Origin of the sequence: Paenibacillus sp. FSL H7-0756 (genome assembly GCF_038006765.1) — a bacterium.
Taxonomy (GTDB): Bacteria; Bacillota; Bacilli; order Paenibacillales; family Paenibacillaceae; genus Paenibacillus_AQ.
This window is the reverse complement of record NZ_JBBOVT010000003.1, coordinates 1,676,755-1,699,533: the sequence shown is the minus strand read 5'-3', so window position 1 is coordinate 1,699,533 and position 22,779 is coordinate 1,676,755. Positions and strand designations below refer to the sequence as shown.

At 53.8% G+C, this 22,779-nt stretch carries 19 protein-coding genes and 1 tRNA gene; 13 read left to right on the top strand and 7 right to left on the bottom strand.

Going from position 1 to position 22,779, the window contains the following annotated elements:
- Nucleotides 1–99: 99 nt before the first annotated feature.
- Entirely contained in the window at nucleotides 100–3,030 is a 2,931-nt protein-coding gene (locus NST04_RS33180; protein ID WP_341187999.1) for an insulinase family protein, read from the bottom strand.
- 181 nt (nucleotides 3,031–3,211) lie between these two features.
- Between NST04_RS33180 and NST04_RS33175 the strand changes: the two genes are divergently transcribed.
- A complete protein-coding gene (locus NST04_RS33175) occupies nucleotides 3,212–3,580 on the top strand; it encodes a VOC family protein (protein WP_341187998.1) in 369 nt (122 codons plus the stop codon).
- Nucleotides 3,581–4,092: 512 nt separating this feature from the next.
- Here NST04_RS33175 and NST04_RS33170 read toward each other — a convergent pair.
- Nucleotides 4,093–4,165 (bottom strand) — tRNA-Lys (locus NST04_RS33170).
- Between the two features lie 145 nt (nucleotides 4,166–4,310).
- Entirely contained in the window at nucleotides 4,311–5,618 is a 1,308-nt protein-coding gene (locus NST04_RS33165; RefSeq protein ID WP_341187997.1) for an APC family permease, read from the bottom strand.
- 197 nt (nucleotides 5,619–5,815) lie between these two features.
- Between NST04_RS33165 and NST04_RS33160 the strand changes: the two genes are divergently transcribed.
- The 4 genes from NST04_RS33160 to NST04_RS33145 are packed head-to-tail and all read left to right on the top strand — an operon-like array spanning nucleotide 5,816 to nucleotide 9,649.
- Complete coding sequence (locus NST04_RS33160) at nucleotides 5,816–7,009, top strand: serine hydrolase domain-containing protein (protein WP_341187996.1); 1,194 nt, start codon at nucleotides 5,816–5,818, stop codon at nucleotides 7,007–7,009.
- On the top strand, nucleotides 7,009–7,827 hold the full coding sequence (locus NST04_RS33155) for an ABC transporter permease (RefSeq protein WP_341187995.1): 819 nt from the start codon (nucleotides 7,009–7,011) through the stop codon (nucleotides 7,825–7,827). The genes NST04_RS33160 and NST04_RS33155 overlap by 1 nt, the downstream gene beginning before the upstream one ends.
- A gap of 29 nt (nucleotides 7,828–7,856) precedes the next feature.
- Nucleotides 7,857–8,639 carry an ABC transporter permease gene (locus NST04_RS33150; RefSeq protein WP_341187994.1) on the top strand — a complete coding sequence of 261 codons (783 nt, stop codon included), beginning with the start codon at nucleotides 7,857–7,859 and terminating at the stop codon, nucleotides 8,637–8,639.
- The gene (locus NST04_RS33145; protein ID WP_341187993.1) at nucleotides 8,639–9,649 is read left to right on the top strand and encodes an ABC transporter ATP-binding protein; all 1,011 of its coding nucleotides are present in this window, start codon (nucleotides 8,639–8,641) and stop codon (nucleotides 9,647–9,649) included. The genes NST04_RS33150 and NST04_RS33145 overlap by 1 nt, the downstream gene beginning before the upstream one ends.
- 54 nt (nucleotides 9,650–9,703) lie before the next feature.
- On the opposite strand, the gene NST04_RS33140 is transcribed toward NST04_RS33145, so the two are convergent.
- Complete coding sequence (locus tag NST04_RS33140) at nucleotides 9,704–10,774, bottom strand: ABC transporter substrate-binding protein (RefSeq protein WP_341187992.1); 1,071 nt, start codon at nucleotides 10,772–10,774, stop codon at nucleotides 9,704–9,706.
- A gap of 806 nt (nucleotides 10,775–11,580) precedes the next feature.
- On the opposite strand from NST04_RS33140, the gene NST04_RS33135 reads away from it, so the two are divergent.
- From NST04_RS33135 to NST04_RS33120, 4 genes are all read left to right on the top strand, one after another.
- Entirely contained in the window at nucleotides 11,581–12,687 is a 1,107-nt protein-coding gene (locus tag NST04_RS33135) for a FecCD family ABC transporter permease (protein WP_341188132.1), read from the top strand.
- Nucleotides 12,687–13,454: an ABC transporter ATP-binding protein gene (locus tag NST04_RS33130; RefSeq protein ID WP_339255152.1), complete on the top strand. Its 768-nt coding sequence runs from the start codon at nucleotides 12,687–12,689 to the stop codon at nucleotides 13,452–13,454. Before NST04_RS33135 ends, NST04_RS33130 begins: the two co-directional genes overlap by 1 nt.
- Nucleotides 13,455–13,665: 211 nt before the next feature.
- Complete coding sequence (locus tag NST04_RS33125) at nucleotides 13,666–14,184, top strand: hypothetical protein (protein WP_341187991.1); 519 nt, start codon at nucleotides 13,666–13,668, stop codon at nucleotides 14,182–14,184.
- Between the two features lie 346 nt (nucleotides 14,185–14,530).
- Nucleotides 14,531–15,673 carry an asparaginase gene (locus NST04_RS33120; protein WP_341187990.1) on the top strand — a complete coding sequence of 381 codons (1,143 nt, stop codon included), beginning with the start codon at nucleotides 14,531–14,533 and terminating at the stop codon, nucleotides 15,671–15,673.
- Between the two features lie 123 nt (nucleotides 15,674–15,796).
- Here NST04_RS33120 and NST04_RS33115 read toward each other — a convergent pair whose 3' ends face one another.
- The 3 genes from NST04_RS33115 to NST04_RS33105 are packed head-to-tail and all read right to left on the bottom strand — an operon-like array spanning nucleotide 15,797 to nucleotide 18,201.
- On the bottom strand, nucleotides 15,797–16,522 hold the full coding sequence (locus NST04_RS33115; protein WP_341187989.1) for an ABC transporter permease: 726 nt from the start codon (nucleotides 16,520–16,522) through the stop codon (nucleotides 15,797–15,799).
- A 12-nt stretch (nucleotides 16,523–16,534) separates the two neighbouring features.
- Complete coding sequence (locus tag NST04_RS33110; RefSeq protein ID WP_341187988.1) at nucleotides 16,535–17,287, bottom strand: ABC transporter permease; 753 nt, start codon at nucleotides 17,285–17,287, stop codon at nucleotides 16,535–16,537.
- Nucleotides 17,284–18,201 (bottom strand): ABC transporter ATP-binding protein, encoded by a 918-nt coding sequence (locus tag NST04_RS33105; protein WP_036725544.1) that lies wholly within the window; start codon nucleotides 18,199–18,201, stop codon nucleotides 17,284–17,286. The genes NST04_RS33110 and NST04_RS33105 overlap by 4 nt, the downstream gene beginning before the upstream one ends.
- Before the next feature lie 171 nt (nucleotides 18,202–18,372).
- On the opposite strand from NST04_RS33105, the gene NST04_RS33100 reads away from it, so the two are divergent.
- From NST04_RS33100 to NST04_RS33085, 4 genes are all read left to right on the top strand, one after another.
- Nucleotides 18,373–19,077, top strand: a complete 705-nt coding sequence (locus NST04_RS33100; protein WP_445253487.1) for a response regulator transcription factor — start codon at nucleotides 18,373–18,375, stop codon at nucleotides 19,075–19,077.
- Nucleotides 19,077–20,459 carry a sensor histidine kinase gene (locus NST04_RS33095; RefSeq protein ID WP_341187987.1) on the top strand — a complete coding sequence of 461 codons (1,383 nt, stop codon included), beginning with the start codon at nucleotides 19,077–19,079 and terminating at the stop codon, nucleotides 20,457–20,459. Before NST04_RS33100 ends, NST04_RS33095 begins: the two co-directional genes overlap by 1 nt.
- Nucleotides 20,460–20,598: 139 nt before the next feature.
- A complete protein-coding gene (locus NST04_RS33090) occupies nucleotides 20,599–21,162 on the top strand; it encodes a hypothetical protein (RefSeq protein WP_209874654.1) in 564 nt (187 codons plus the stop codon).
- Nucleotides 21,163–21,217: 55 nt separating this feature from the next.
- The gene (locus NST04_RS33085; RefSeq protein WP_341187986.1) at nucleotides 21,218–22,534 is read left to right on the top strand and encodes a TerD family protein; all 1,317 of its coding nucleotides are present in this window, start codon (nucleotides 21,218–21,220) and stop codon (nucleotides 22,532–22,534) included.
- The last annotated feature ends 245 nt before the right edge of the window (nucleotides 22,535–22,779 follow it).

The window sequence follows — 22,779 nt, the reverse complement described above, 5'->3', positions numbered from 1 at the left end:
AGAAAACTTTAACCCGCAGCAAACAGGGCGCCCCGGCTGTGTAAACAGCTCTTAAGGCACCCCGTCATGTGTTAGCTGGCTGATCGCAGCCGCTCCCGCTTATTTCACCAGTTCCTCCAGGCTGCCAAAGGCACCGGAGGCCGATTTCAGCTTGGATTCGCCTCCGACTACACAGAAGTAATTCTGCTGTGTTACCGCCTCAAGCAGACTGGCATAGCTCCTGATATCCGCAGCTTTGGCCGACAGGATTTCATTACGTTCCTGCTGAAGGTCTTCCGCAGTGATCTGTTCGAAATAATGCCGGTCTGCCTGACGGCCTTGCGCGCCGGGACTAAGCGGTTGGTCAAGCATAGCCAGAGTCCCGATAATTGCCCTCTCCATCTCCGCTTCATCTGCCGTATATTCTCCGGCAAACTGAGAGGCCCGGTCATAGACCTCCAGCGTCTCCAGCAGGTTCGGATCGCGGTAGGAAGTGAACAGAATCACTCCGTCACGGCGCAGGAGCAGATTGCCGCCATACGCACCGCCTTTGACCCGGACCGTATTCCACAGGTAGGTTAGGCTGAGAATCTTCTTAAGCACCTGAAGCTTGCCGGAATAGGCGAATCCCAGCTTCTTGTAGTCATAGCCTTTGACTACATATTGCACCTGGCTTGCGGACATGAAGCCTTCGTTGACCGCCTGGTCCTGTGCAGACAAGAGCGGCTGGGACTCTACCACCCGGCTGCTCAGGTCCAGCTCCTGCACATGTGCGGCGAATTCCGCATACGAATCCGCCGTACCGGTGATGGAGAGCGTCAGATTATGCGTATTGAACAACACCCCGCAAATTTCCTTCAAGGTATCCGCAAGCCCCTCCGCCTGCTGGTCAATGGTGCGGGCAAGCTCCTTGATGAAGCGGTAATAGGCCACTCCGCCAAGCTGCTCCTCGTACATCCCCCGGTCCGAGAAATAGGACAGCACCCGGCTGGCTGCAATCTCATTGCCTTTCTGGGTCAGCATCGCCTCCATCCCGGAGGCTTCGCGGCGGACAATCTCCTGCAGCTTGGACAGATTATCCAGATTGCTGCCGTAGAGCAGCTCGTGCAGCAGCCTCAGGGAACCGCCGATGTTGCCCTGCATGACCTTGATCCGCGCGCTGAATTTGGCCTGATAGCTTCCTTCCGCAGACTTCCCGGCTCCGAACACCTCATTCTGAAAACGGATGCCCCCGGTCGAAATCCCAATCTCACTGGTCAGCTCCTCAATACTGTAGGCTTCCGTCTCCAGCTGTCCAAGCACTCTCGCCAGCAGCTCCAGATAAGGAATCTGCTGCGCGGCAAGCACGCTGGTGTCCCAGTACAGCTTGATATAGGCGATTGCACCGGCAGCGACTTCATGATGCAGCACCTTAACCCCATCCAGCACATACTCCATTGTGGGTACCCCCGCCGGAGCGATAGGGTTAATATCCTGCAAGGTCAGCTTCGGCAGCTTCTCCAGCTCCTCAGCGGGGTCAGGAGTGTTCTGCCGGGCCAGCAGCTTCTGCGTGCTAAGCACCAGATCATCCAGCTGGGCTGGGGCCAAAGAGGCTTTGTATGACGCCAGACGGCTGCGGACCGCCGCATCCTTTTCCCCCGCCAGAGTCTGAGAGGGCTGGAGGACAACAACACTGCAGTGGTTACTGTTCAGCAGGTAGGTCTCAATCAGCCGCTCGAAATAGCGGCCCGAACTTTGTTCGCGGATCGCCGTAAGTGCCGCTTCGTACTCCAGATACGTGGACGGCAAGCCATCATACAGCCAAGCCTTCATGACTTCCATATTATAGGTTAGACCCTTCGGATATTGACTGAAATCGGCTTCCCTCAGTTCAAATTCCTTGCTGTTCACCGCAGCCAGCACCAGCTTCTCATCCAGTCCGTCTGCTGCAAGGCGGCTCAGCGTCGCTCTGACCAGATTCACGAATTCTTCCTTAGCCTCAGGGTTAGAATGCGTCAAGGCAATACCCAGCATAGGCTGAACCATACTATCTGAATAAAAGGCAACCACATCCTTGCCCAGGCCGCTCTCCAGCAGCGCTTGCTTCAGCGGGGCGGCGTTGCTGTCCATCAGCATGCTTTTCAGAATGGCAAAAGCCAGATTCAGCTCCCGGTCCATAGAGGTTCCTATTACATAATTCAAGCTCAAGTATGTCTTGTCCGCAGCCGTTTCCGTCTCCAGAATGGGGTACTCCGCCGTAAGCTGGGTAATGCCGACCGGTGCCTGTAGAGCAATCGAAGTATCCATAGCCTTGCGGGTATAGCGGCTGAGATATTCCTCGTGGATAAACTGCAGCCGTTCTTCGATATTCAGATCCCCATACAGATAGAAGTAACTGTTCGACGGATGATAATAATTCCGGTGCGCCTCCAGAAACTGTTCATAGGTCAAGGAAGGGATATTCTGCGGATCACCGCCGGAGGAGTGACGGTATATCGTACCCGGGTAGAGCGATTTTTTGATCCGGTCAATCAGCACCGTCACCGGCGAGGAATATGAGCCCTTCATCTCATTGTAAACAACGCCCTTGTAGATGAGCTCATCCCCGGAATGCGGCAGCTCATAATGCCAGCCCTCCTGCTCGAAGATCTCCGGCTGACTGTAAATATTCGGTTGAAAGACGCTGTCCAGATAGACCTCCATCAGATTGGCAAAATCCTGGTCATTCTGGCTGGCTACCGGATACATCGTTTTGTCGCCAAAGGTAAAAGCGTTCAGGAACGTCTTCATCGAGCCCTTCAGCAGCTCCACGAACGGCTCCTTCACCGGGAATTTGTCCGAGCCGCACAGAACCGAATGCTCCAGAATGTGAAACACTCCCGTGCTGTCCGCAGGCGGAGTCCGGAACGTAACACTGAACACCTTATTGTCATCCTGATTCTGTACATAGAGCAGCCGTGCGCCGCTCTGCTGATGCTCCAGCGTGTATACGGAGGATTCGATTTCCCGTATGTACTCCTTGCGTATCACTTGAAACCCGGAATAGACCTCACCTGCTATTAAGCTGCTCATATCTTTCCCCTCCTTAGTTCAGGACTGCCCTGATTCCATGAGCTTATCATATCCGGGGTTTCCGGTTCCAGTATGAACTGCATAGAGGCTTGTTCATCACTATAACCTCCTGATCTAATGTGCTAAAATATGCGGATAGCTAATATTAGCAACAATTGAATTGTACAGTAAAGGATGGATCATGATGGAGCTCACGATGAATTGGATTACACTCAGGGTACGCAATCTGGAGGCTTCCCTTGATTTCTATCACAGAATTCTAGGGCTTCCGCTGGAGCGCAGATTCGAAAGCAGAGGGAAACAGATCGTCATGCTGGGGATAGAGGGACAGCCGAAGCTTGAGCTCATTGAGGGCAGTGACCCGCCGGTGAAGCCGGAATGCGGAGTGTCTGTAGGCTTCGAGGTTAGATCGCTGGACGAAGCTATGGCGGAACTTAGTAAGGAAGGAATTCCGGTCGCCCGCGGCCCCATCGCGCCGAATCCCAGCCTGCGCTTCTTCTATATCCTGGACCCGGACGGGTTCGAGGTGCAGCTTGCCGAGCATATGTAGGGGTAAGCCTACTTGCGGAATTTGCGGATGCATAATGTATCCGCTTTTTCGAGTACATTCGGCCCACGTGCCTACACACGCCACAATGTAATCGGTTTTTCGATTACATTAGCGCCACGCACCTACACACGACCCAATGTAATCGGTTTTTCGATTACATTAGCGTCACACGCCTTCACACGCCACAATGTAATCGGTTTTTCGATTACATTAGCGCCACGCGCCTACACACGCCATAATGTAATCGGTTTTTCGATTACATTAGCACCACGCGCCTCCACACGACCTAATGTAATCGGTTTTTCGAATACATTAGCGCCACGCACCTACACACGCCACAATGTAATCGGTTTTTCGATTACAGTAGCGCCACGCGCCTACACACGCCACAATGTAATCGGTTTTTCGATTACATTCGGCCCACGCGCCATCCCCGGTCCCAATGTATTCGGTTTACCGCACACACCTCTCAAAACAGCAAAAAAACGGCATTTCTGCCGTTTCTTAAGGGATGGACTCTCAGGGGCTCGAACCCTGGACAAATAGATTAAGAGTCTACTGCTCTACCAACTGAGCTAAGAGTCCGTATGGTGTCTATGTATGATTCTCTAGACGATAATCTCTAAGCTGACTGCGTCCGCTCAAAAGTACTTTCATAGTATACTTTTTTGAACGGGCGCTTGTCAACTGTTTTATTAAAACTTTCTCACACTCAGCTATGAACTGCTGTTTACACGCGATTCTTCCGCATCATCACCATATACACCGGGAGTCCGGCAAGCGTGATGCCAATTCCTATAAGCGAGCGCAGCGGGTCACTGATAATTGTACTGGCTAGAATATAGAGCCCCCCTGCTACGCCAAGAATCGGGGTGAACGGGTAGAGCGGCACGCGGTAGCGGCCTTGTACGGGCTGCAGCTTCCTGCGCAGGAGGAACACGCCGAACACGCCCATGGTGAAGAAGATCCAGAGCACGAACACGAGCAGATCCGTCAGCGTATTGAAGGTTCCCGAGAAGATGTAGACTACCGCCAGCACACTCTGAAAAACAAGCGCATTCGCCGGTGTCTGAAACTTCGGATGAATGCTGCTCAGCACCCTGGAGAACGGAAGCTGTCCCCGCTCCCCCATCGCCTGCGGCACCCGCGCTGCGGTCATGAGATAACCGTTTAGCGCCCCCAGCACAGAGACGATAATGCCTGCCGTAATAAACGCTCCGCCGCCGCTACCGAACAGGGCCTCTGCCGCATCGGCTCCCGGAGTCTGTGATGACACAATCTGGTCATAGGGCAGCGCCTGGAACACCGCTATATTGAACAGCACATATACGGCGATGACAAAAATAACACCGATCGAAATGACTTTGGGCAGCGTTCTGGCCGGGTCCTTGATCTCTCCCGCCATATTGGTCACGCTGATCCAGCCGTCATACGCCCAGAGTGTGCCTAGCACCGCTGCCCCGAAGCCCGCACCCACAACTGCTGTACTAATGCCTCCGAAGCCGGGAGCCAGATCCGAGAACAGCCCGACACCCACAATGCCCGCTACCGGAATCAGCTTACCGACCGTAGCCACCGTCTGAATGATCCCGCCGAACTTCGTCGCGATGACATTCATCAGCAGAATGAAGGCCAGAATGCCCACCGCAAGCAGCTTCTGCTGCCATGCGTTCAGCGGCAGGAAGTAACCGGAATAGGTAGCAAAAGCAATCGCCAGCGCCGCCACAGAAGCCGGATAGGAGATGACCGCCTGCACCCAGCCGAGCAGATACCCGAACACTCCGCCGTACAATTCACTTAAATAAGTATATAGACCTCCCGACTTCGGAATGGCGGCCGCAATCTCCGCCACGCTCAGCGCCGAAGCCAGGGTAATGATCCCTCCAACACCCCAGGCCAGAATACTCAGCCACGGGCTGCCCGCATGATTCAATACAATTCCTGGCTTCAAAAAAATCCCCGATCCGATAATCATCCCGACCACCAGGGCCAGCGCTTGCATGAACGTAATACTTTTGGTTAACGGCTTTGTTGTCATAACTTCATTCCTTGTCCTTCCATTCTGTGAATATGTATATGTGTGTATTTCTCTGCGGCGCCTCTACTCCCCTGCTTTTGACCGGATAAATTGACTATAAAATAAACTCCCCATTGAACTATCCACTATATGGAATATATACTAAAAGTGAGGGTGCTTTCATTTATCTACTAACTTTAAGGAGGAATCATCTACTTATGCTGCACACTCCCGGCATTACCGACTGCTCACCGGCAGAGGTTCACTATGACGCATCAAGAATCGGGGTACTCCATGCCCTCTTTCAAAAATTGATCGACGAGAACAAAATCCAGGCCGCCGCTTACAGCGTCTCCCGGTACGGCAAGACGTTCATGAACGGTGCCATCGGCCCCCTCTCCTACCGCAAGGACCGGACGGACCCGCTGCTGCCGACAACCGTTCATCGCATCGCATCCATCACCAAGGCGGTTACCTCTGTGGCGATAGCCAAGCTCGTAGAAGATGGTATTCTGCGGTTTGACCTTCCCGTTGGCGCTTTTCTGGAACCGTTTAATGTGGAGCCGTTCAATAAAATCGACATCTACAGCCTGCTGACCCATACCTCCGGCCTGTTCCCTGACTGTGCGGGCAGCATGATTCCTTATCACAAGTCTTACTGGCAGCTGATTGGCGAATATTTCGACAAGTACAATCCGGAGGACGGCGAGCTGGACTGGATCACAGCTGCACTGAGCTGCGGGATCGACAAACCGGCCGGTGAGGAATGGCAATACTGCTCCTTCGGCTTCTGTATTCTTGGTGAGATCATTAAAAAGGTCACAGGTATTTCCGCTGAACAGTACATAGAGGAGCAGATCCTGCAGCCGCTCGGCATGAAGGATACGATGTGGGAGCCGACTCCCGAATTAGCGGAGCGCTTCATCATAAGAAATGAACATAAAGAAAAGCAGCTCCATGACCTGATCCATGGCGTACAGCAGGAAGAACCTCCAGCAGAGAAGCTGTGGAAGAACGTATCCAGCACAGGCGGGGGACTGGTCTCTACTACTGCGGACCTCACCCGCTTCGCCAATATGCTCCTGGGCATGGGTACCTTGGGGGATACGCGGATTATCGGCCGTAAAGCCGTAGAGAAGCTCACCACCCGCACACTCTATGGCAAACCTGATTACTGCTGGGGTAACAATGTCAAAGACCGGAGCTATGGCATTGGCCTGGATATGCGCAAAGGCCCCGCATTTCTGTATTCCGAGGGCAGTTATTTTCATGAAGGAGCCGGCGCCTGCTGTATGGTCATCGATCCGGTGGAGCAGCTCACGGCCGTGTGGTTCGTGCCCTTCACGGATGATAACTGGTATGCGGAAGCCCTGTTCAATGTAACCAATGTGATCTGGTCAGGACTGATGTAATGAACCGTCTCAAGCATAACTGGCTCATCTGCCGGGCCGTTGCAGAGGTTACTTACAAGGAATGGAGTGCTTACCGCACCCATTCCTTGGTCTCTGTTATTGTCGGACCGGTCTATTTCATGGTGCAATATTTCATTTGGACCGCCGTCTATGGCGGGCAAACTACACTCGGCGGGCTTGATCTCCAGCAAATGATCCGCTATTTCGGGGCAACGGCGCTGATCGGGTATCTGATTATGGATTTTGCCGACTGGAATCTGTCGATGCTGGTGCGCACCGGCAAATTCCTCACCTTCCATCTGCGCCCGGTGCATCACCGTTCCTTCGCCTTGTTCCAGAAGCTGGGGCACCGGATGCTCGGCTTCTTATTTGAGTTCCTGCCCTGCCTGCTGATCTTTATCTATATTTTCGGGATCGATATGCGGCCGGCGAGCCTCCCATGGACACTGGTATCTGTGCTGCTTGCCTTTCTTATGAACTTCTATGTCAATTATACAATAGGCCTGACCTCCTTCTGGCTGGTGCAATCCGGCGGGATTCGCAGCGCCTTCCTGCTGGTATCGGGTATTTTCTCGGGGGCGCTGATTCCGCTTGATTTCTTCCCGCACTGGCTACAGGTCACCCAGCTGTTCCTGCCTTTCCAGTACATTGCTTATATGCCTGCCATGGTGTTCACCGGGCATTATTCACTTGGCGGTCTTGAGCTATCCCTTCCCGAAGCTGTAGGCATGCAGGCCGCTGCTGTACTGGTAATGTTCGGCTGTAATGAGTGGGTCCGCCGCCGGGCAATGAAGCAGTTCACGGCGGTCGGCGCATGAATACACGGAAGGAAAGGAACGTTCCTGTTATGAAAAAATATGTAGATGTATACAAGCAGTGTATGTACTCTGCTATCCAGACCGCTTCGGCCTACCGGATGAACTTCATCGTCAGCAGTCTGATTACACTCATAGGCAACATTCTGTTTCCGCTGGTGACGCTGTTAATCTACCGGGCGGGCACCAGCTTTCCCGGCTGGAGCTTATACGAAGTACTGTTGATTCAATCTATATTCACCATGTCCAGCGGTCTCTCCAGTCTGGTCTTCGGAGGATTGCTATGGACAACGATGTCGCATGTACGTGAGGGAAGCTTCGAGGTCATTCTGCTCAAGCCGCTGAATCCGCTGTTCTACATTGTTGCAACTACCTTCTCTGTAGAGAGTGTCGGATTATTCCTTGGCGGGGCTGCCTTATTCATCTTCTCCGCTATGCATATCGGCGCTATCTCCGCCCTTGCCTGGCTGCAATTCACTGGAATGTTCCTGGCCGGGACGGCTGTACTCGCCGGATTATCGCTGATGATGGCGGCGATGTCCTTCAAATGGGTCGGCAATTCACGAATTTCCGAGCTGGCGGACAGTGTGCTGCATGTCGGCAAATATCCGCTGCCGATCTTCCCGAAGGCGGTGCAGGCGGCAGCTACGCTGATCATTCCCGTGGGGATGGTTGGCTACCTCCCGGCCTCCGCATTGCTCGGCCGGGTACAGGCCGGTGATTTTATCGCGATTCTGCCTTGCTTTGTCTTTCTCTGGGCAGGCATTTGGGTATACCGGCACATGATCAGATTATATGAGGGGGTTGGCGGCTGATGCCGGTGATCGATGTCAAGCATTTAACGAAGTCCTATACCACCTATAAGCGGGGCGCAGGCATGGGGCAGACCTTCGCGAGCTTTTTCCGGCGTGAAGCGGTCTCTGTTCAGGCTGTGAACGATATTAGCTTCGCCATTGAGCGGGGTGAAATCTGCGGGATGCTGGGTCCGAACGGGGCAGGCAAATCCACTGCGATCAAAATGCTCTGCGGCGCGCTCTACCCGACCAGCGGGGAGATCGACGTACTCGGTTATTCCCCGGCCCGGGACCGGAAGCATTATGTCCGCACCATCGGAGCGGTCTTCGGCCAGAAATCCCAGCTCATCTGGGATATTCCGCCCATCGACAGCTTCAAGATGAACAAAGCGATCTATGGCATCTCAGCCACGGATTTCAGCAACCGGCTGGAAGAGCTGGCAACGCTGCTGGATATCTCCGGAGTGATGGAGAAGCCCACCCGCGTACTGTCGCTAGGCGAACGCATGAAATGCGAGTTCGTGATGGCGATGCTGCACCAGCCGGACATCCTGTTCCTGGATGAGCCGACCATCGGGCTGGATGTAATCGCTAAGCTCAAAATCCGCGAATTCATCCGCCAGATGAACAAGCAGCAGAACATGACCTGCATTCTCACCACCCATGATCTGGAGGATGTGGAGGAGTTAGCCCACCGGGTGATTGTCATTAATCACGGCGAGAAGGTGTTTGATGACTCGCTGCAGCGGCTGAAGCTGTTCCTCGGAGAGAAGAAGCGCGTAAGCTTTACCTTTAACGAGTCTGTGCGGGACACCCTTTTCGACAATGACTGGACCAAGGTAATGGAACGCCCCTCCGACCTCCAGATTACGCTTGAGGTAGACACCGCCCGGATTTCAATCAGCGAGTTCATTGAAGGCATCTCCCGCAAGCATGCCTTCTCGGATATTTCCGTCAAGGAACTCCCGATCCAGCAAGTCGTAATGAATATCTATGAGAATGCCAAAAGCAGCCTGGACGTCACCCGTTAGAGTGACAGTTCAGGCTGCTTTTTTATCAGACTACTATTAGCTTCTAGCTTCGGCTTACTTCGCAGCAGCCAGCTCAGACGCAAGCTTCTCCGCCCCGTCAAAGATGGAATAGCTGTAGCCCCAGAACTGGTTGAAGTCAATCTTATAGATCGCTTTGTTCTGGATCGCCTTCAGACTCTGTAGTGACGGATCGGCATAGAACGCTTTTATCGACTGGTCGGCATCAATACCGCCTGTGTACACCGAGATCAGCAGGACATCCGGGTTGGTCGCGATCAATTGCTCCTTGCTGATCTCACCGGTCACATCGGCATAGCTGTTGGTCAGTCCAAGCAGTCCCAGCACATCTCCCGCAAAAGTATCCACGTTCCCGCTATAGACAGCGATAGCCCCGTTGCCTGCATCAGATACATAAGCGAAGGTCTTGGCACCAGTAGCTGCCGCTCCCTCCTTCAGCTTCGCTGCACGCTCCTTCAGCTCTGCAATGTATGCCGTGGCCTTCTCCTGCACATCGAAGATCTGGCCTAACTGTTCAATATCCTTGTACAGGCTGTCTAGCGTTGCCCCTTGCAGACTGGTGCTCTGCACGAAGGTCTTGATGCCCAGCTCATTGAGTCCGCCTACCGTCCCGACTCCCCAATCCGCATCTGCGAACAGGCCGCCGCGCCCCATCACCAGATCTGGACTTGCGCCTACAACCAGCTCTTTGCTGGCATAGTCCTGGGAGATGACAGGAATCTTCTTGAATTCCTCTTGAACCGCTGGATCGCCTGCACCGTAGAGAGCCGCTACTCCGACCATTTTGTCGGTAAGCCCCAGCTTAATCAGCAGCTCCGCCGCACCTTGCGTATTCGCTACTACCTTCTCAGGAGCCTTATCGAAGGTCTGCGATTTAGCCGTCCATTCGGTGCCTTCCCCGTTATTCGTGTGGTTCTGGGTGGTTAGCGGATATACCGTCTTGGCTGCCGCCGGTGCAGTCTCCGCCGGTGCCGGACTGGCCGATGCAGGTGCAGCCGTTGCCGCCGCTTCCTTCTCATTACCTGCGTTGGAAGAACAAGCCGCCAGCATAACCGCCATCACCAGAACCGCCAGCAGCGGTACATATCTTTTGAATATTTTCTTCATTCTCTTTGTCCCCATTTCTGTATGTACGTTAGTTCCCCTGCGGAAATGGCATTAAGCCTATGGCCTTGCAAGGAATACCTCCGTAGAATATAGAAAGTTTAGCCACATGTCAATGAGAATTATTATCATTGACAATCATTCTCAATGTACCGTATATTAAAAAAGACCCTACCGCTGCGTAGTCGCGCTGCCTTGTATCTGGCCGGATGTAATCGGTTTTTCGATTACATCCGGCCTACGCGGTGCCCCCGATCCAATTATGATCGGTTTTTCGATTACATCCGGCCTACGCGGTGCCCTCGGTCCAATTATGATCGGTTTTTCGATTACATCCGGCCTACGCGGTGCCCCCGGTCCAATTGTGATCGGTTTTTCGATTACATCCGGCCTACGTGGTGCCCCCGGTCCAATTGTGATCGGTTTTTCGATTACATCCGACCTACGTGGTGCCCTCGGTCCAATTGTGATCGGTTTTTCGATTACATCCGGCCTACGCGGCGCCCCCGGTCCAATTGTGATCGGTTTTTCGATTACATTTGGCCTACGTGGTGCCCCCGGTCCAATTGTGATCGGTTTTTCGATTACATTTGGCCTACGTGGTGCCCCCGGTCCAATTGTGATCGGTTTTTCGATTACATTTGGCCTACGTGGTGCCCTCGGTCCAATTGTGATCGGTTTTTCGATTACATTTGGCCGCGGGCATACATCCTATGCTCCTCATGACTCTCCTGCATACTTTGCCGGGGTCCCAACACTTATATGTTCTTATTCTCTTTCAATAAAGGAGCTTTATTACAGACATGCAAATGCATACTGATCTAGCCGTACCTTCACAGCCTAAGCAATCGCTCATCCATTCTCGTTACGGCTTCATGGCTGTTATAGGCATCCTGTTCATTATTACCCTGCTGTCTGCCGGGGCGGCGGTCTCTTTCGGGCAGGTGGACATTCCTGTCTCGCAATCCTACCGGATTCTGCTTCACCACATCACAGGGATTCAGATTGGAGATATGCAGGACCTGACCTCCGGTTCGTTCGTCGATATTATCTGGAAAATCCGCTTCCCGCGTGTCCTGATGGCGATGTTCATCGGCGCCGGACTTACGCTGTGCGGAACAATCATGCAGGCAGCGGTACAGAACCCCCTGGCTGATCCATACATACTCGGTATTTCCTCCGGCGCTTCGCTGGGTGCAACCTTCGCCATCCTGATCGGCTTCGGCTCGATGGGGCTGCTCGGGCAGTCGGGTGTCGCCTTTTGGGCTTTTGCAGGGGCGGTTGGCGCTTCTCTGCTGGTCCTCACACTCGCCAGTGCGGGCGGCAAAATGACCTCCGTCAAGCTGGTGCTGGCCGGGATGGTCATTAACGCTCTATGTACCGCCTTCGCCAACTTCATTGTCTATTTCGCGAACAATGCCGAAGGCATCAAGACCGTGACCTTCTGGACAATGGGCAGCCTGGCCGCCGCAAGCTGGGACAAGCTGCCGCTGATCTCAATCACCGTCCTGCTCGCCGTTATCCTGTTCCTCTCGCAGTTCCGTGTGCTGAATGCCATGCTGCTAGGAGATGAGGCGGCGGTTACGCTGGGCATTCATCTGGGTGCCTACCGCAGAGTCTACATGATTCTCACAGCGCTGATTACCGGCGTTATGGTAGCAAGCTGCGGGATGATCGGCTTCGTGGGACTGATTATCCCCCATCTGGTGCGGGGACTGGTGGGCTCGGACCACCGCAGACTGCTGCCGGCGTCGATTCTGTTCGGGGCGATCTTCCTGATCTGGACGGACGTCATTGCCCGGACCATCGTACCGAATGTGGAGCTGCCGATCGGGATCATTACCGCCCTGATTGGCGCGCCGATGTTCATGTACATGCTGATTAGAAAAGGCTATGCCTTCGGAGGGAAAAGCTGATGAATCTGAATGTTGAACGGCTAAGCGTCTCTTTCGGTGAGGCGAAGATTGTGCAGGAGGTCTCGCTGAGGGTGCAAAATAAGCAATTCGTCGGTCTGATCGGCCCGAACGGCTGCGGCAAATCGACACTGCTCAAGAGCATCTATAAAGTCATTAAACCGCGCCAGGGCGATGTCTTCCTCTCTGAGCTTAATGTGATCAAGGCCAGCCCGAAGCTTGTTGCCCGGAAGCTGGGCGTAGTCGGCCAGTTCAACGAGCTGAGCTTCGACTTCACCGTTCGTGAGATGGTGGCAATGGGCCGGACGCCCCACAAAGGCATGCTGGAAACCGACAGCCAGCAGGACGCTGACATTGTCTCGGCCGCACTCCGCAAGGTCAATCTGGAGGGGCATACTGGCCGCAGCTATAATTCCTTATCCGGCGGCGAGAAGCAGCGGGTCATTCTGGCGCGTGTGCTGGCCCAGCAGCCGGAATTCATGATTCTGGACGAACCGACCAACCATCTGGATATCAAATACCAGCTGCAGATTCTGAATATCGTCCGAAAGCTGGATATCGGCATTCTCGCCGCCCTCCATGATCTCACCCTGGCCGCTGAATACTGCGACTATCTGTATGTTATGAAGGAAGGCCGGGTCGCGGCCAGCGGAGTCCCTGAGGATATTCTAACGAAGGAATTAATCCGCGAGGTCTTCGATGTGGAGTGTGAGACCTACCGCAATCCGGTCACCGGGGCGCTGGGCATCGCCTATCTGGAGACAAGGTAATCCTTCGGGACAAATGGAAACGGCTTTGCCGTCCTTTTAAAGGACGGTACCGTTTCAGCGAGAAGCTTCTACAGCCTGCGGCTCTTTGCCCGCAGGTTTATTCTTTTTGCAGGATGTTGAAACTATTTTCACCCCTTGACGGTCTAATGGTCAATCAAATGCTTCAAGAAGCCAAAAAAGGAGTGAAAGAGCTGAAAGCTCAGCCGCAAGTGTGCCTTCCTATGCAGTCGACCAGAGGCAGGCTCCGAACCGTCTGATCTTTACCTTTAACGGTGTCCGCAGCTTCGTTTACGATGCGCTGGAGCAGGATATACTGGCCTCACCGCTGGTCAGTGATGTGTACAGAAATATCATCCTGGATGATTCCGCCATGCGGTTCGTGGTTGAACTGAAGGAAGGCACCCGCCATACCCTTACCGAGTACAGCAATCCGGGTACGCTTGAGCTGAAGCTGACAGCAGAGGGCAAGGCCGCTGCATCTAAGGAAGTCTACTATGTACGCAGCGAAGGAATGCCTCCGGGAGAATCACTGGCTATCCTGGAAGAGATCTATCTGGATGACGATGTTACCTTCCTGAAGACAGCCTCTGGTGATTTCGCCGCTGTCATCGGCGGTTTCGCCACCCGTGATGAAGCAGAGCAGAAGCTCGCAGCAATCTCCGCGCGTGAAGACTATGTCGGAAACCTGCGCGTGGATAGCTGGATGAGCAATGGACATCCGGACGATTGACCGTATTCCCACAGGCAGGTTGTGAAGCAGCGGCCGCTTTTATTGCCCTACCCATCCGCGTCAGCTTTAAGGAGGGGAAGAGCATGAAAGCGGCCTTTTTGTGCGGCAATTGCAGCTCCAGATGAAATTCCCTCTATACACCTGATGGGCGATCGCTCATCGTTACGGACTTAAATGTAATGTATGTGTAATTTATATGTTTTGTATAATCACATAAAATTAATTTTTATTAAATTTTTATGCATATTTATGAATTTATTTTACATAAAAGTAAAATTATCATTTTGACAATTATGAATAATGTCATATATACTTACACAGAAATCAAATTAAGAGGAGGTCACTTATGAATCTTATGCACAAAAGAAGTCTAAGTCTCTTTACCGCTCTGTTGGTTCTCTTCACCATGTTATCCTTCCCTTCTATCACGAAGGCCGCCGAAGTCACCACTCCCGGGAGAATCATACCGAATGTCGTAATAGTCGGTGTCGGGGGAACCATCACCTCCACTTCTCCTTCCAGAGAGCTGTTTCAGACGTATGGCACGCCAAAGGTATCCATTAATGATATTATCCAAAGACTACAGCCCGAGCTATCCAAAATAGCCAATGTCACCAGTACTGAGTTAAGCAATATCAGCTCGGCGCAAACCACCTCCAAGGACTTATACAACCTTACCATCGCTATCGACAAGGAACTGGCCAACCCGGCTGTTCATGCTGTAGTTGTTACTACCGGCACCAACATCATGGAAGAGTTGGCTTACTGGACTGATCTCACTGTCCGCAGTCCCAAGCCTGTTATCTTCACCGGGTCCATGCGACAATCCAATACGATCTCCTTCGACGGAGAAGCTAATCTGCTGAATGCAATCCGGCTGGCTGCAAGTCAGAAAACCACTTACTATGGTACAGTTTTGATGATGAATGATGAATTCTTTGCAGCCCGGGAAGTTACCAAGACCGATGCGCTGCGCTTGGATACCTTTGACGGGGGCCGGTACGGCGCTCTGGGAACGGTAGACGAGAACCGGATTCGTGCGGTTCGTGCGCCAGCCCGCGTCAAGGATGCCGGTACGGAGAAGTGGAAGACTCCTTTTGATCTCAGTACGATCCAGCCGGAGGATTTGGCGAAAGTCGATGTTGTGTATAGTTATACAGAAGCCTCCGCTGCGCCCATTACGTCCTTGGCTATTGAAGGGGTTAAGGGGATCGTAACTGCGGGTCACGGCGCAGGAGGCATCTCCACCGCACAGCAGGCAGCCCGTACGGCGGCTATCGAGAAGGGCGTCTTATTCGTAAGTGCAACACGCGCGGGTTCAGGCGCAGTATATGACACAGGCGCCAAAGGCATCATCGGCGCAGGCGATTTACTCCCGCAAAAGGCAAGAATCCTGCTTCAGCTGGGCCTTACCTTCTCCAAGGACCAGGAGCAGATCCGCCAGTGGTTCTCTACCATTGGAATGCCGGATTACGATATGAGCAAATAAGAAGACGCGCGCGTTTCGAGCGGCTCCTCCACATCATTTCCTCATAGGGTACGAAAGATAAGCGGAGGCCCCCGGCCTCCGCTTTCTGCTGCTTAACGCTTCCTACGCCTGCCCGCTACCGCATCAGCCTACGTCCTTATATCTCAATCTGCGAATCGACCAGACTGACAGAACTACAAGGTACACTCCATTCATCAGGAAGAATAGCAGATTCTCCATAGCCGTCAGTCCGGGCTGGGTAAGCACGCCCATGCCAATGGTCAGCAGCGAATATGGGAACAGCAGCCCCAGCTTGAGCACATACAGGCCCAGCCCCACAAAAACCGCACATAGACTGATTCCGATGGGTGTGGCAAAGCTGCGGATACGGATGGACAAGCCGAGCTGCAGGGCAGCAATACTCAGCGAAGCCACCCAGCCGCGCAGGGTCCACAGGATGATGTCCTTTGGAAATGCCCCCGTCAAAGACAGCATCTGTCCTGCCGCCCAATACATTAGAAGGAATAGCGTCTGCGCTCCGGCAATCAGCATGCCCACAATAACAAGCTTGGCTATAAAGAGACTGGTTATGGATACCGGAGCAGCCAGGATCATGTTCCAGTTCCGGTTCACATGCTCCAGCCTGCAGACAAAGGCGCAGCAGATGGCAATCAGAATCGGCAGGAAGAACTCTCCATAAAATAAGCTTACCTGAGTCCATAGACTATACCACTCTCCCTGCAAGGCCTCCCGGTTCATCACAAAATTAGCACAGCCGATCATCAGGCTGACCACAGGCAGACTGACCAGCACCAGTCCCATCCGCGAGCGGCGCAGCTTGGGCCATTCGGCAGCAACACTTCTAAGCATAAGTTCTCCTCCTTAGACCGATTGTTTGGAGACATGGGTATTCCCGGCAACATACAGAACCAGTGTCAGTATCAGAGCTGCACTTAACTGAATCAGAGGTATGCTTCCGGTAACATAGGTTCCTGATGAAGCCTTATACACATAAGTCACCGGACTGAGATCCAAATAATAAGACCAGACGACTAACTGACGGACAGCGGCAGGGAACAAGCTTGCGGTCGTCCCCAGGAACCCGCCCAGCATGCCAAGACACAGGGCAAATGCCTGATTCTTCACCGCCAGCGACATCCATTGCTGCATCGCAATAATCAGCAGACTGGCAATCAGAGTACCCGCAGTGAACTGCAGCAGCAGGCCTGCCGGAAGCGATTCTGCGAGTCTATGGAACATACCGAAGCCGGCAATAAAAACAACCTGGGCCAGAATGCCGTAAAGGATCAAACTTCCGGCACAGAAGAATTTGGCGGCATACACCGTCTGGCGTCCGACAGAAGTAGTCATCAGCATTTTCCAGGTATCCCCTTTATGCTCCATGTCGCAAATCCTTGACACCACAATCGCCGACAGAATAGGCAGGAACAGCCCGTTCATGGACGAGAGGCTGAAAATCAGCGCTTCCCAGGTAGCATTGTCCGCACTCCGCGAGATCGAGATGCTCATGGACATGGCCGCCCAGCCCAGCTCGGCGGCCAGAAAGAGGGTCAACATCGCCCATACCTTTCTCCTCCGGATTTTGTAGTATTCCAGGAACAAGGCTTTCATCACAGGCTCCGCTCCTTTCCGGTAAGATCCAGGAAGATATCCTCCAGACTCTTCCTCGACTCCACGATCCGGCTCACAGCAATCTGGCCGGACACCAGAATCTCATTGACCCGGGCCACCTCAGAGTCCGGCATGGCGCTGAACACCAGCTGCCGCTCCTGCATTATGGGCCTATACCCGTGCTCCGACAGTATCCGGACTGCCCGGGCGGGATCATCGATCCGAAAGTGAACCGCCGCCCGGTTCTGCGCCTGAAGCGCAGCCATCGCCCCCTGGAACAGCAGCTTGCCGTCACTGATGATGCCAACCGATGTAGCAGTCTGCTCAATCTCCGACAACAGGTGGCTGGATACCACAATCGTCATGTCATACTGGGCAGGCAAGGATTTAATCAGCTCCCGGATCTCTCCGATCCCCGCAGGATCGAGCCCATTCGTAGGCTCGTCCAGAATCAGCAGACTCGGGAAAGCCAGCAAGGCCATAGCCAGACCCAGGCGCTGCTTCATTCCGAGTGAATACTGCCCGGCAGGCTTGTGCCGGTGATTATCCAGCCGGACAATCTGCAATACCTTATCAATATTTTTGGCAGGCAGGCTGCGCAGCCGCTGCATGACTCTCAGATTCTCAAGGCCCGTCAGATGTCCGTAATAGGAAGGCGACTCAATCAGGGAACCCGTCCGGTTCAGAATCTCCAGCCGGTGGTTCCGCAGCTCTTGGCCGAACAGCTTAACGGTTCCTTGGGTGGGTTGCACCAGTCCCAGCAGCATCTTGAGCGTAGTCGTCTTCCCTGCTCCATTCGGACCCAGGAAGCCAAAAATCTCTCCCTGCTGCACCTTTAGATTTACCTGATCCACCCGGGGCGTTCCCCCATAGGTCTTGGTCAATTGCTGTGTCTCGATAATTGGTTGAGTGTTCATAGGTTCCAGTTCAGCTCCATTTCTCTCAAGTTGGCTCTTGCTTCCAAGCATAGAGGCCTTCCCTTGCTCCAGGCTGAAGATAACCTTACGCCTACCTTAAATACACCGGTTCCTCCATTCTTCACCGCCTGATCGTGTATACTAATTCATGGGTGATGACGATTGAATACGATGAAGAACCGCAAAATAATGATCGTTGAGGACGAGCCAAAAATACGTGAGATGATCGAGCTCTTTTTACGAAAAGAAGGGTATTACCGCATCTATGCGGCTGGCGATTATAGCAGTGCCCTCGCCATGTGCCGCCAGGAGAAGCCGGATATCGCCATTCTCGATGTGATGCTGCCGGATGGGGACGGGTTCTCGCTCCTCTCCGCCATACGGACCTTCTCCGATATGCCGGTACTCTTCCTGTCGGCACGGGGCGAAGATGAGGACCGCTTGCTGGGGCTGGGCCTGGGAGCCGACGATTATATCGTCAAGCCTTTTCTGCCGAGGGAGTTAATGCTGCGTCTGAGCGCTGTGCTGAAGCGGGTATATGCCTCGCCGATTCCAGAACGGCTGCCTGTCTTCAGGTCAGGTGAGCAGGTGGTGGATCTGAACAGCGCTGTGGTACGAAGAGACGGCCAGGAGCTGCCTCTGACGGCTAAAGAGCACGCCATTCTGGTCAAGCTCTATGAGAACCGCGGCCGGATTGTGACCAGCGATGCTCTCTGCCTGGCGGTATGGGGAGATGACAGCTACGGGTATGAGAATACCTTAATGGTGCATATGCGGCGTATCCGCGAGAAGATCGAAGCCGATCCCTCGAAGCCGGTACAATTGCTGACGGTCAGAGGGCTTGGGTATAAGCTCTTGGTGCAGGAGGCGCTCTAATGGACAGCGCGGTCCGTATTTTACGCAAATTCGTAGGTTCTACCCTGCTGGTCTCTACGCTTCTGCTCCTGTTCAATCTGATTCTGCTGGGTTCCCTGATCTTCAAGGAAACGCATCAGGAGGCTTCACCGGAAAAGGTTGTACGGGAGATATCCTCAGCTCTGCAAGGGTCTGACGGCAAGTATTCCCTTAATCCCAAGGAGGGTGCCCTGCTTCAGCAGAACCGGGCCTGGGCTATGCTGCTGAACGCGGAAGGCAAGGTGACATGGAGTGAGCAGCTGCCTCCGGAGATTCCGCACGCTTACAACATCGTAGAGGTGGCGAAGTTCTCACGCTACTACTTGCTGGAATATCCTGTGTATATCTGGGAGCATCCAGAAGGACTTATTGTCGTAGGCTATCCTAAATATTCATATGAAAAATATCAGCTCGGATACATGACGGACTGGCTGCGCTCCCTTCCCTTAAGAGTGCTGCTGCTCCTGATCTGCAATGTGGTACTGGCCGTGGCCCTCTCCTTGTTCATCGGCACCCGGCTGATCCGCAATATCCGGCCCCTGATCAACAGCATTCATGCCCTGGCCAAAGACAAGCCGGTTAACCTGGAGACTGCCGGACTCTTCAGTGATTTGTCCGAGAGCATTAATTCGGCTTCCGCTACCCTGCAGACCAGGAGCTCGCAGCTGAAATCACGGGATGAAGCCCGATCCAACTGGATCGCCGGGATCTCCCATGACATCCGCACCCCGCTCTCGATGATCCTTGGCTACGCGAGCAATCTGGAGGAACAAGACAACCTGACCGGAGAGCAACGCCAGCAGGCTGCCATTATCCGCCGCCAAGGCGAGCAGCTAAGGTCGCTGGTGAGCGACCTGAACCTCGTCTCTATGCTGGAGTATGACATGCAACCTTTGCAGCTTAAGCCGGTACGCTTATCCGCTCTGGCCCGGACCGTGGTATCCGACTTCATTAATAACGGCCTGGAGGAGCGTTATTCACTGGACCTGTGCATTATGGACGAGCGGCTGCAGGTGATGGGAGATGAGAAGCTGCTCTACCGTGCAGTAAGCAATCTGGTCCAGAACAGCATCCGGCATAACCCGGATGGGTGCGGGATTACGGTAACGGTTTCCCGCAGCCCGGAGGAGCGGGAATGTTGTCTATCTGTATCCGATGACGGGCCAGGGGTTCCAGCAGAGCTTTTGCCTGAGCTGGTCCTCCTGCCTTACTCCGGGAAGCGGACCCGCCCCGTCCGGCAGGGCCACGGGCTTGGCCTCCCGATGGTCGCCCGCATTGCCGAAGCCCACAAGGGGAAGCTGATTCTGGAGAGCAACACCGGCCATGGACTGCGGGCCACCCTGCAGTTTCCCCCTTTGGCGTGAAGACGGATGGACAGCGAATGGAAGAACCTCTTGCGGCGCAAGAGGTTCTTCCATTTAGGCTAAAATCCTCTCTCCAAGATTCCCCATTTTCTGCTATGCTAATAGAAATCCAAAGTAGAAGCAGGAGGCGCGCAATAGAATGGATGCATTTCAATACGAGCTTACATCTGAGACAGCTATCAACTTGAGATATGAGTATGGGGGTGAATATTTTACATTCAACCTGTTCCGGGATGACAGCGGGTGGGTGCTACATCCGTTTGACGGGATGCTGCTGAGGAATCAGGCAATGTGCACGCTGGTTGCGCAGGAGCTGTTCAAGCACAAGCCTTTTCAGGTGATGCTGGCCAAGGAAGGGATTCTGTTCACCGACATACGCTCCACGGTCAATCTGGATAATGTCAGCGCGCCGGTTGCCGCACGCAATGAACGCGAGTCACGCGGTAATCCTGCAGACGACCTGATGGAATTCGTTCAGCAGCACTCGATTGAAGAGGTCATTGACTACGAATGCAAGCTGGTGGGGAGCCGTATCTCCTTTTACCAAGAAATTCTACAGCGCATGTTCATGGACAACCTGGGCCCCTCGGACCCCGAGTTCCAGAAGATACAGGATATTGTACGGATCTACGAGCAATCCCTGGAGCGCCTGACGGATCTGAATGGTCCCAATCTGGATGCCGGAAGCCGGGGCAGATTCTGAGTCTGCCACCCGCACTTATACATGCTTGAACTACTCATAGGAAAGGCTGGTTCTCATGACACTTGAGCTTATCAAGGGGCAAAAATGCAGCTTAACCAAAGACAATCCTCTCCTCGGCCGCATCATCGTAGGCATGGGCTGGAATGAGGCAAGGGCTGGGGTCGAGATTGATTTCTCCGTTTTTTTACTTACCGCGTCGCAGAAGGTTGCAACAGAGAAGGATCTTATTTTCTATGGCAATCCTGCGGCCCCGGACCAGTCTGTAGTGATATTGCCGCCCGCGCAACGAATCCATAGCGGACCCGCTGACGATACACAAATTGCTGTAGAGCTTAGTCTAATTCCTGCGGAGGTTGAGCGGATTGCCTTTGCCCTGACGATCTATGAGGCGGAATCAAGACAGCAGAGCTTCTCGCTGCTCTCCGATCCCTATCTGCGCATTATGAACGCTGCGGATGGAACGGAGCTCCTCCAGTACCGCCTGGGCGGCGGTTATTCCGTGGAGACTGCCATTGTGGCAGGGGAGATCTACAGATATCAGAACGAATGGAAATTCAGCGCGGTCGGCTCCGGTTATGCGGGAGGCTTAGCCGCGCTCTGCCACAGCTACGGAATACAGGTCAAGGACATCCTGCCCGTTGTTCAAGCTTCCAGAACAGCCGAACCTGCCCGCAACTCCCCCTTTGTTCTTCCGGAGCTGCGGTCACGGCCTAAGCCGGTCGATTCATTGCCTCCCGCAGCACCAGCCGCTCCTTCCGCTCCTTCCGCTTCGCCCTTGAACCCGGACACCATCGTACTCAAGCGGCACGGGGAGACCCTCCGTCTCCAGCAGGGAGCAGGAGCCGCAGGAGAGATTCTTATCAATCTTAACTGGCTTCAGACTCCATCCTCCGGGTGGTTCGGAAGCAGAGGCATTGACCTGGACCTCGGCTGTCTGTTCGAGCTGAAGAACGGCCTTAAGGGTACGGTCCAGGCGCTCGGCGAATCGTTCGGCAGCTTAAACCGGCCGCCCTACATCCTCCTAGACGGGGATGACCGCACCGGCTCCATCGCTACAGGCGAGAATCTGCGGATTAACGGCCATCACCTGTCCGAGATCAGCCGGATCGTCATCTTTGCTTTTATCTATGAAGGTGTTACGAACTGGTCGCAAGCTGGCGCCGTTATAACCATCAGCCAGCAGGGCGGGCCGGAGATTAAGGTGCAGCTGGACGAGCATAACAACGATAAGGGGATGTGCGCCATCGTCATGCTTCGGAGCCAGCCAGATGGAAGCTTCAGCGTGGAACGGCTTGTAGAGTATTTCAGCGGGCACGAGGAGCTGGACCAGCGTTACCACTGGAATCTGCGGTGGGAGTTGGGGAGTAAGTAGCGGCCAGCATAATCAGGAACAACGTCCCCTGGCGGGCGGGTGATATGGCCGATAGCGCTGAGCCACCTTCTGCCGGACCAATGTGGTCGGTTTTTCGACCACATTGGACTCACTCGCCTCACGCCAGACCAATGTGGTAGGTTTTTCGATTACATTGGGCCCACTCGCTCCACGCCGGACCAATGTGGTCGGTTTTTCGATTACATTGGGCCCACTCGCTCCACGCCGGACCAATGTGGTCGGTT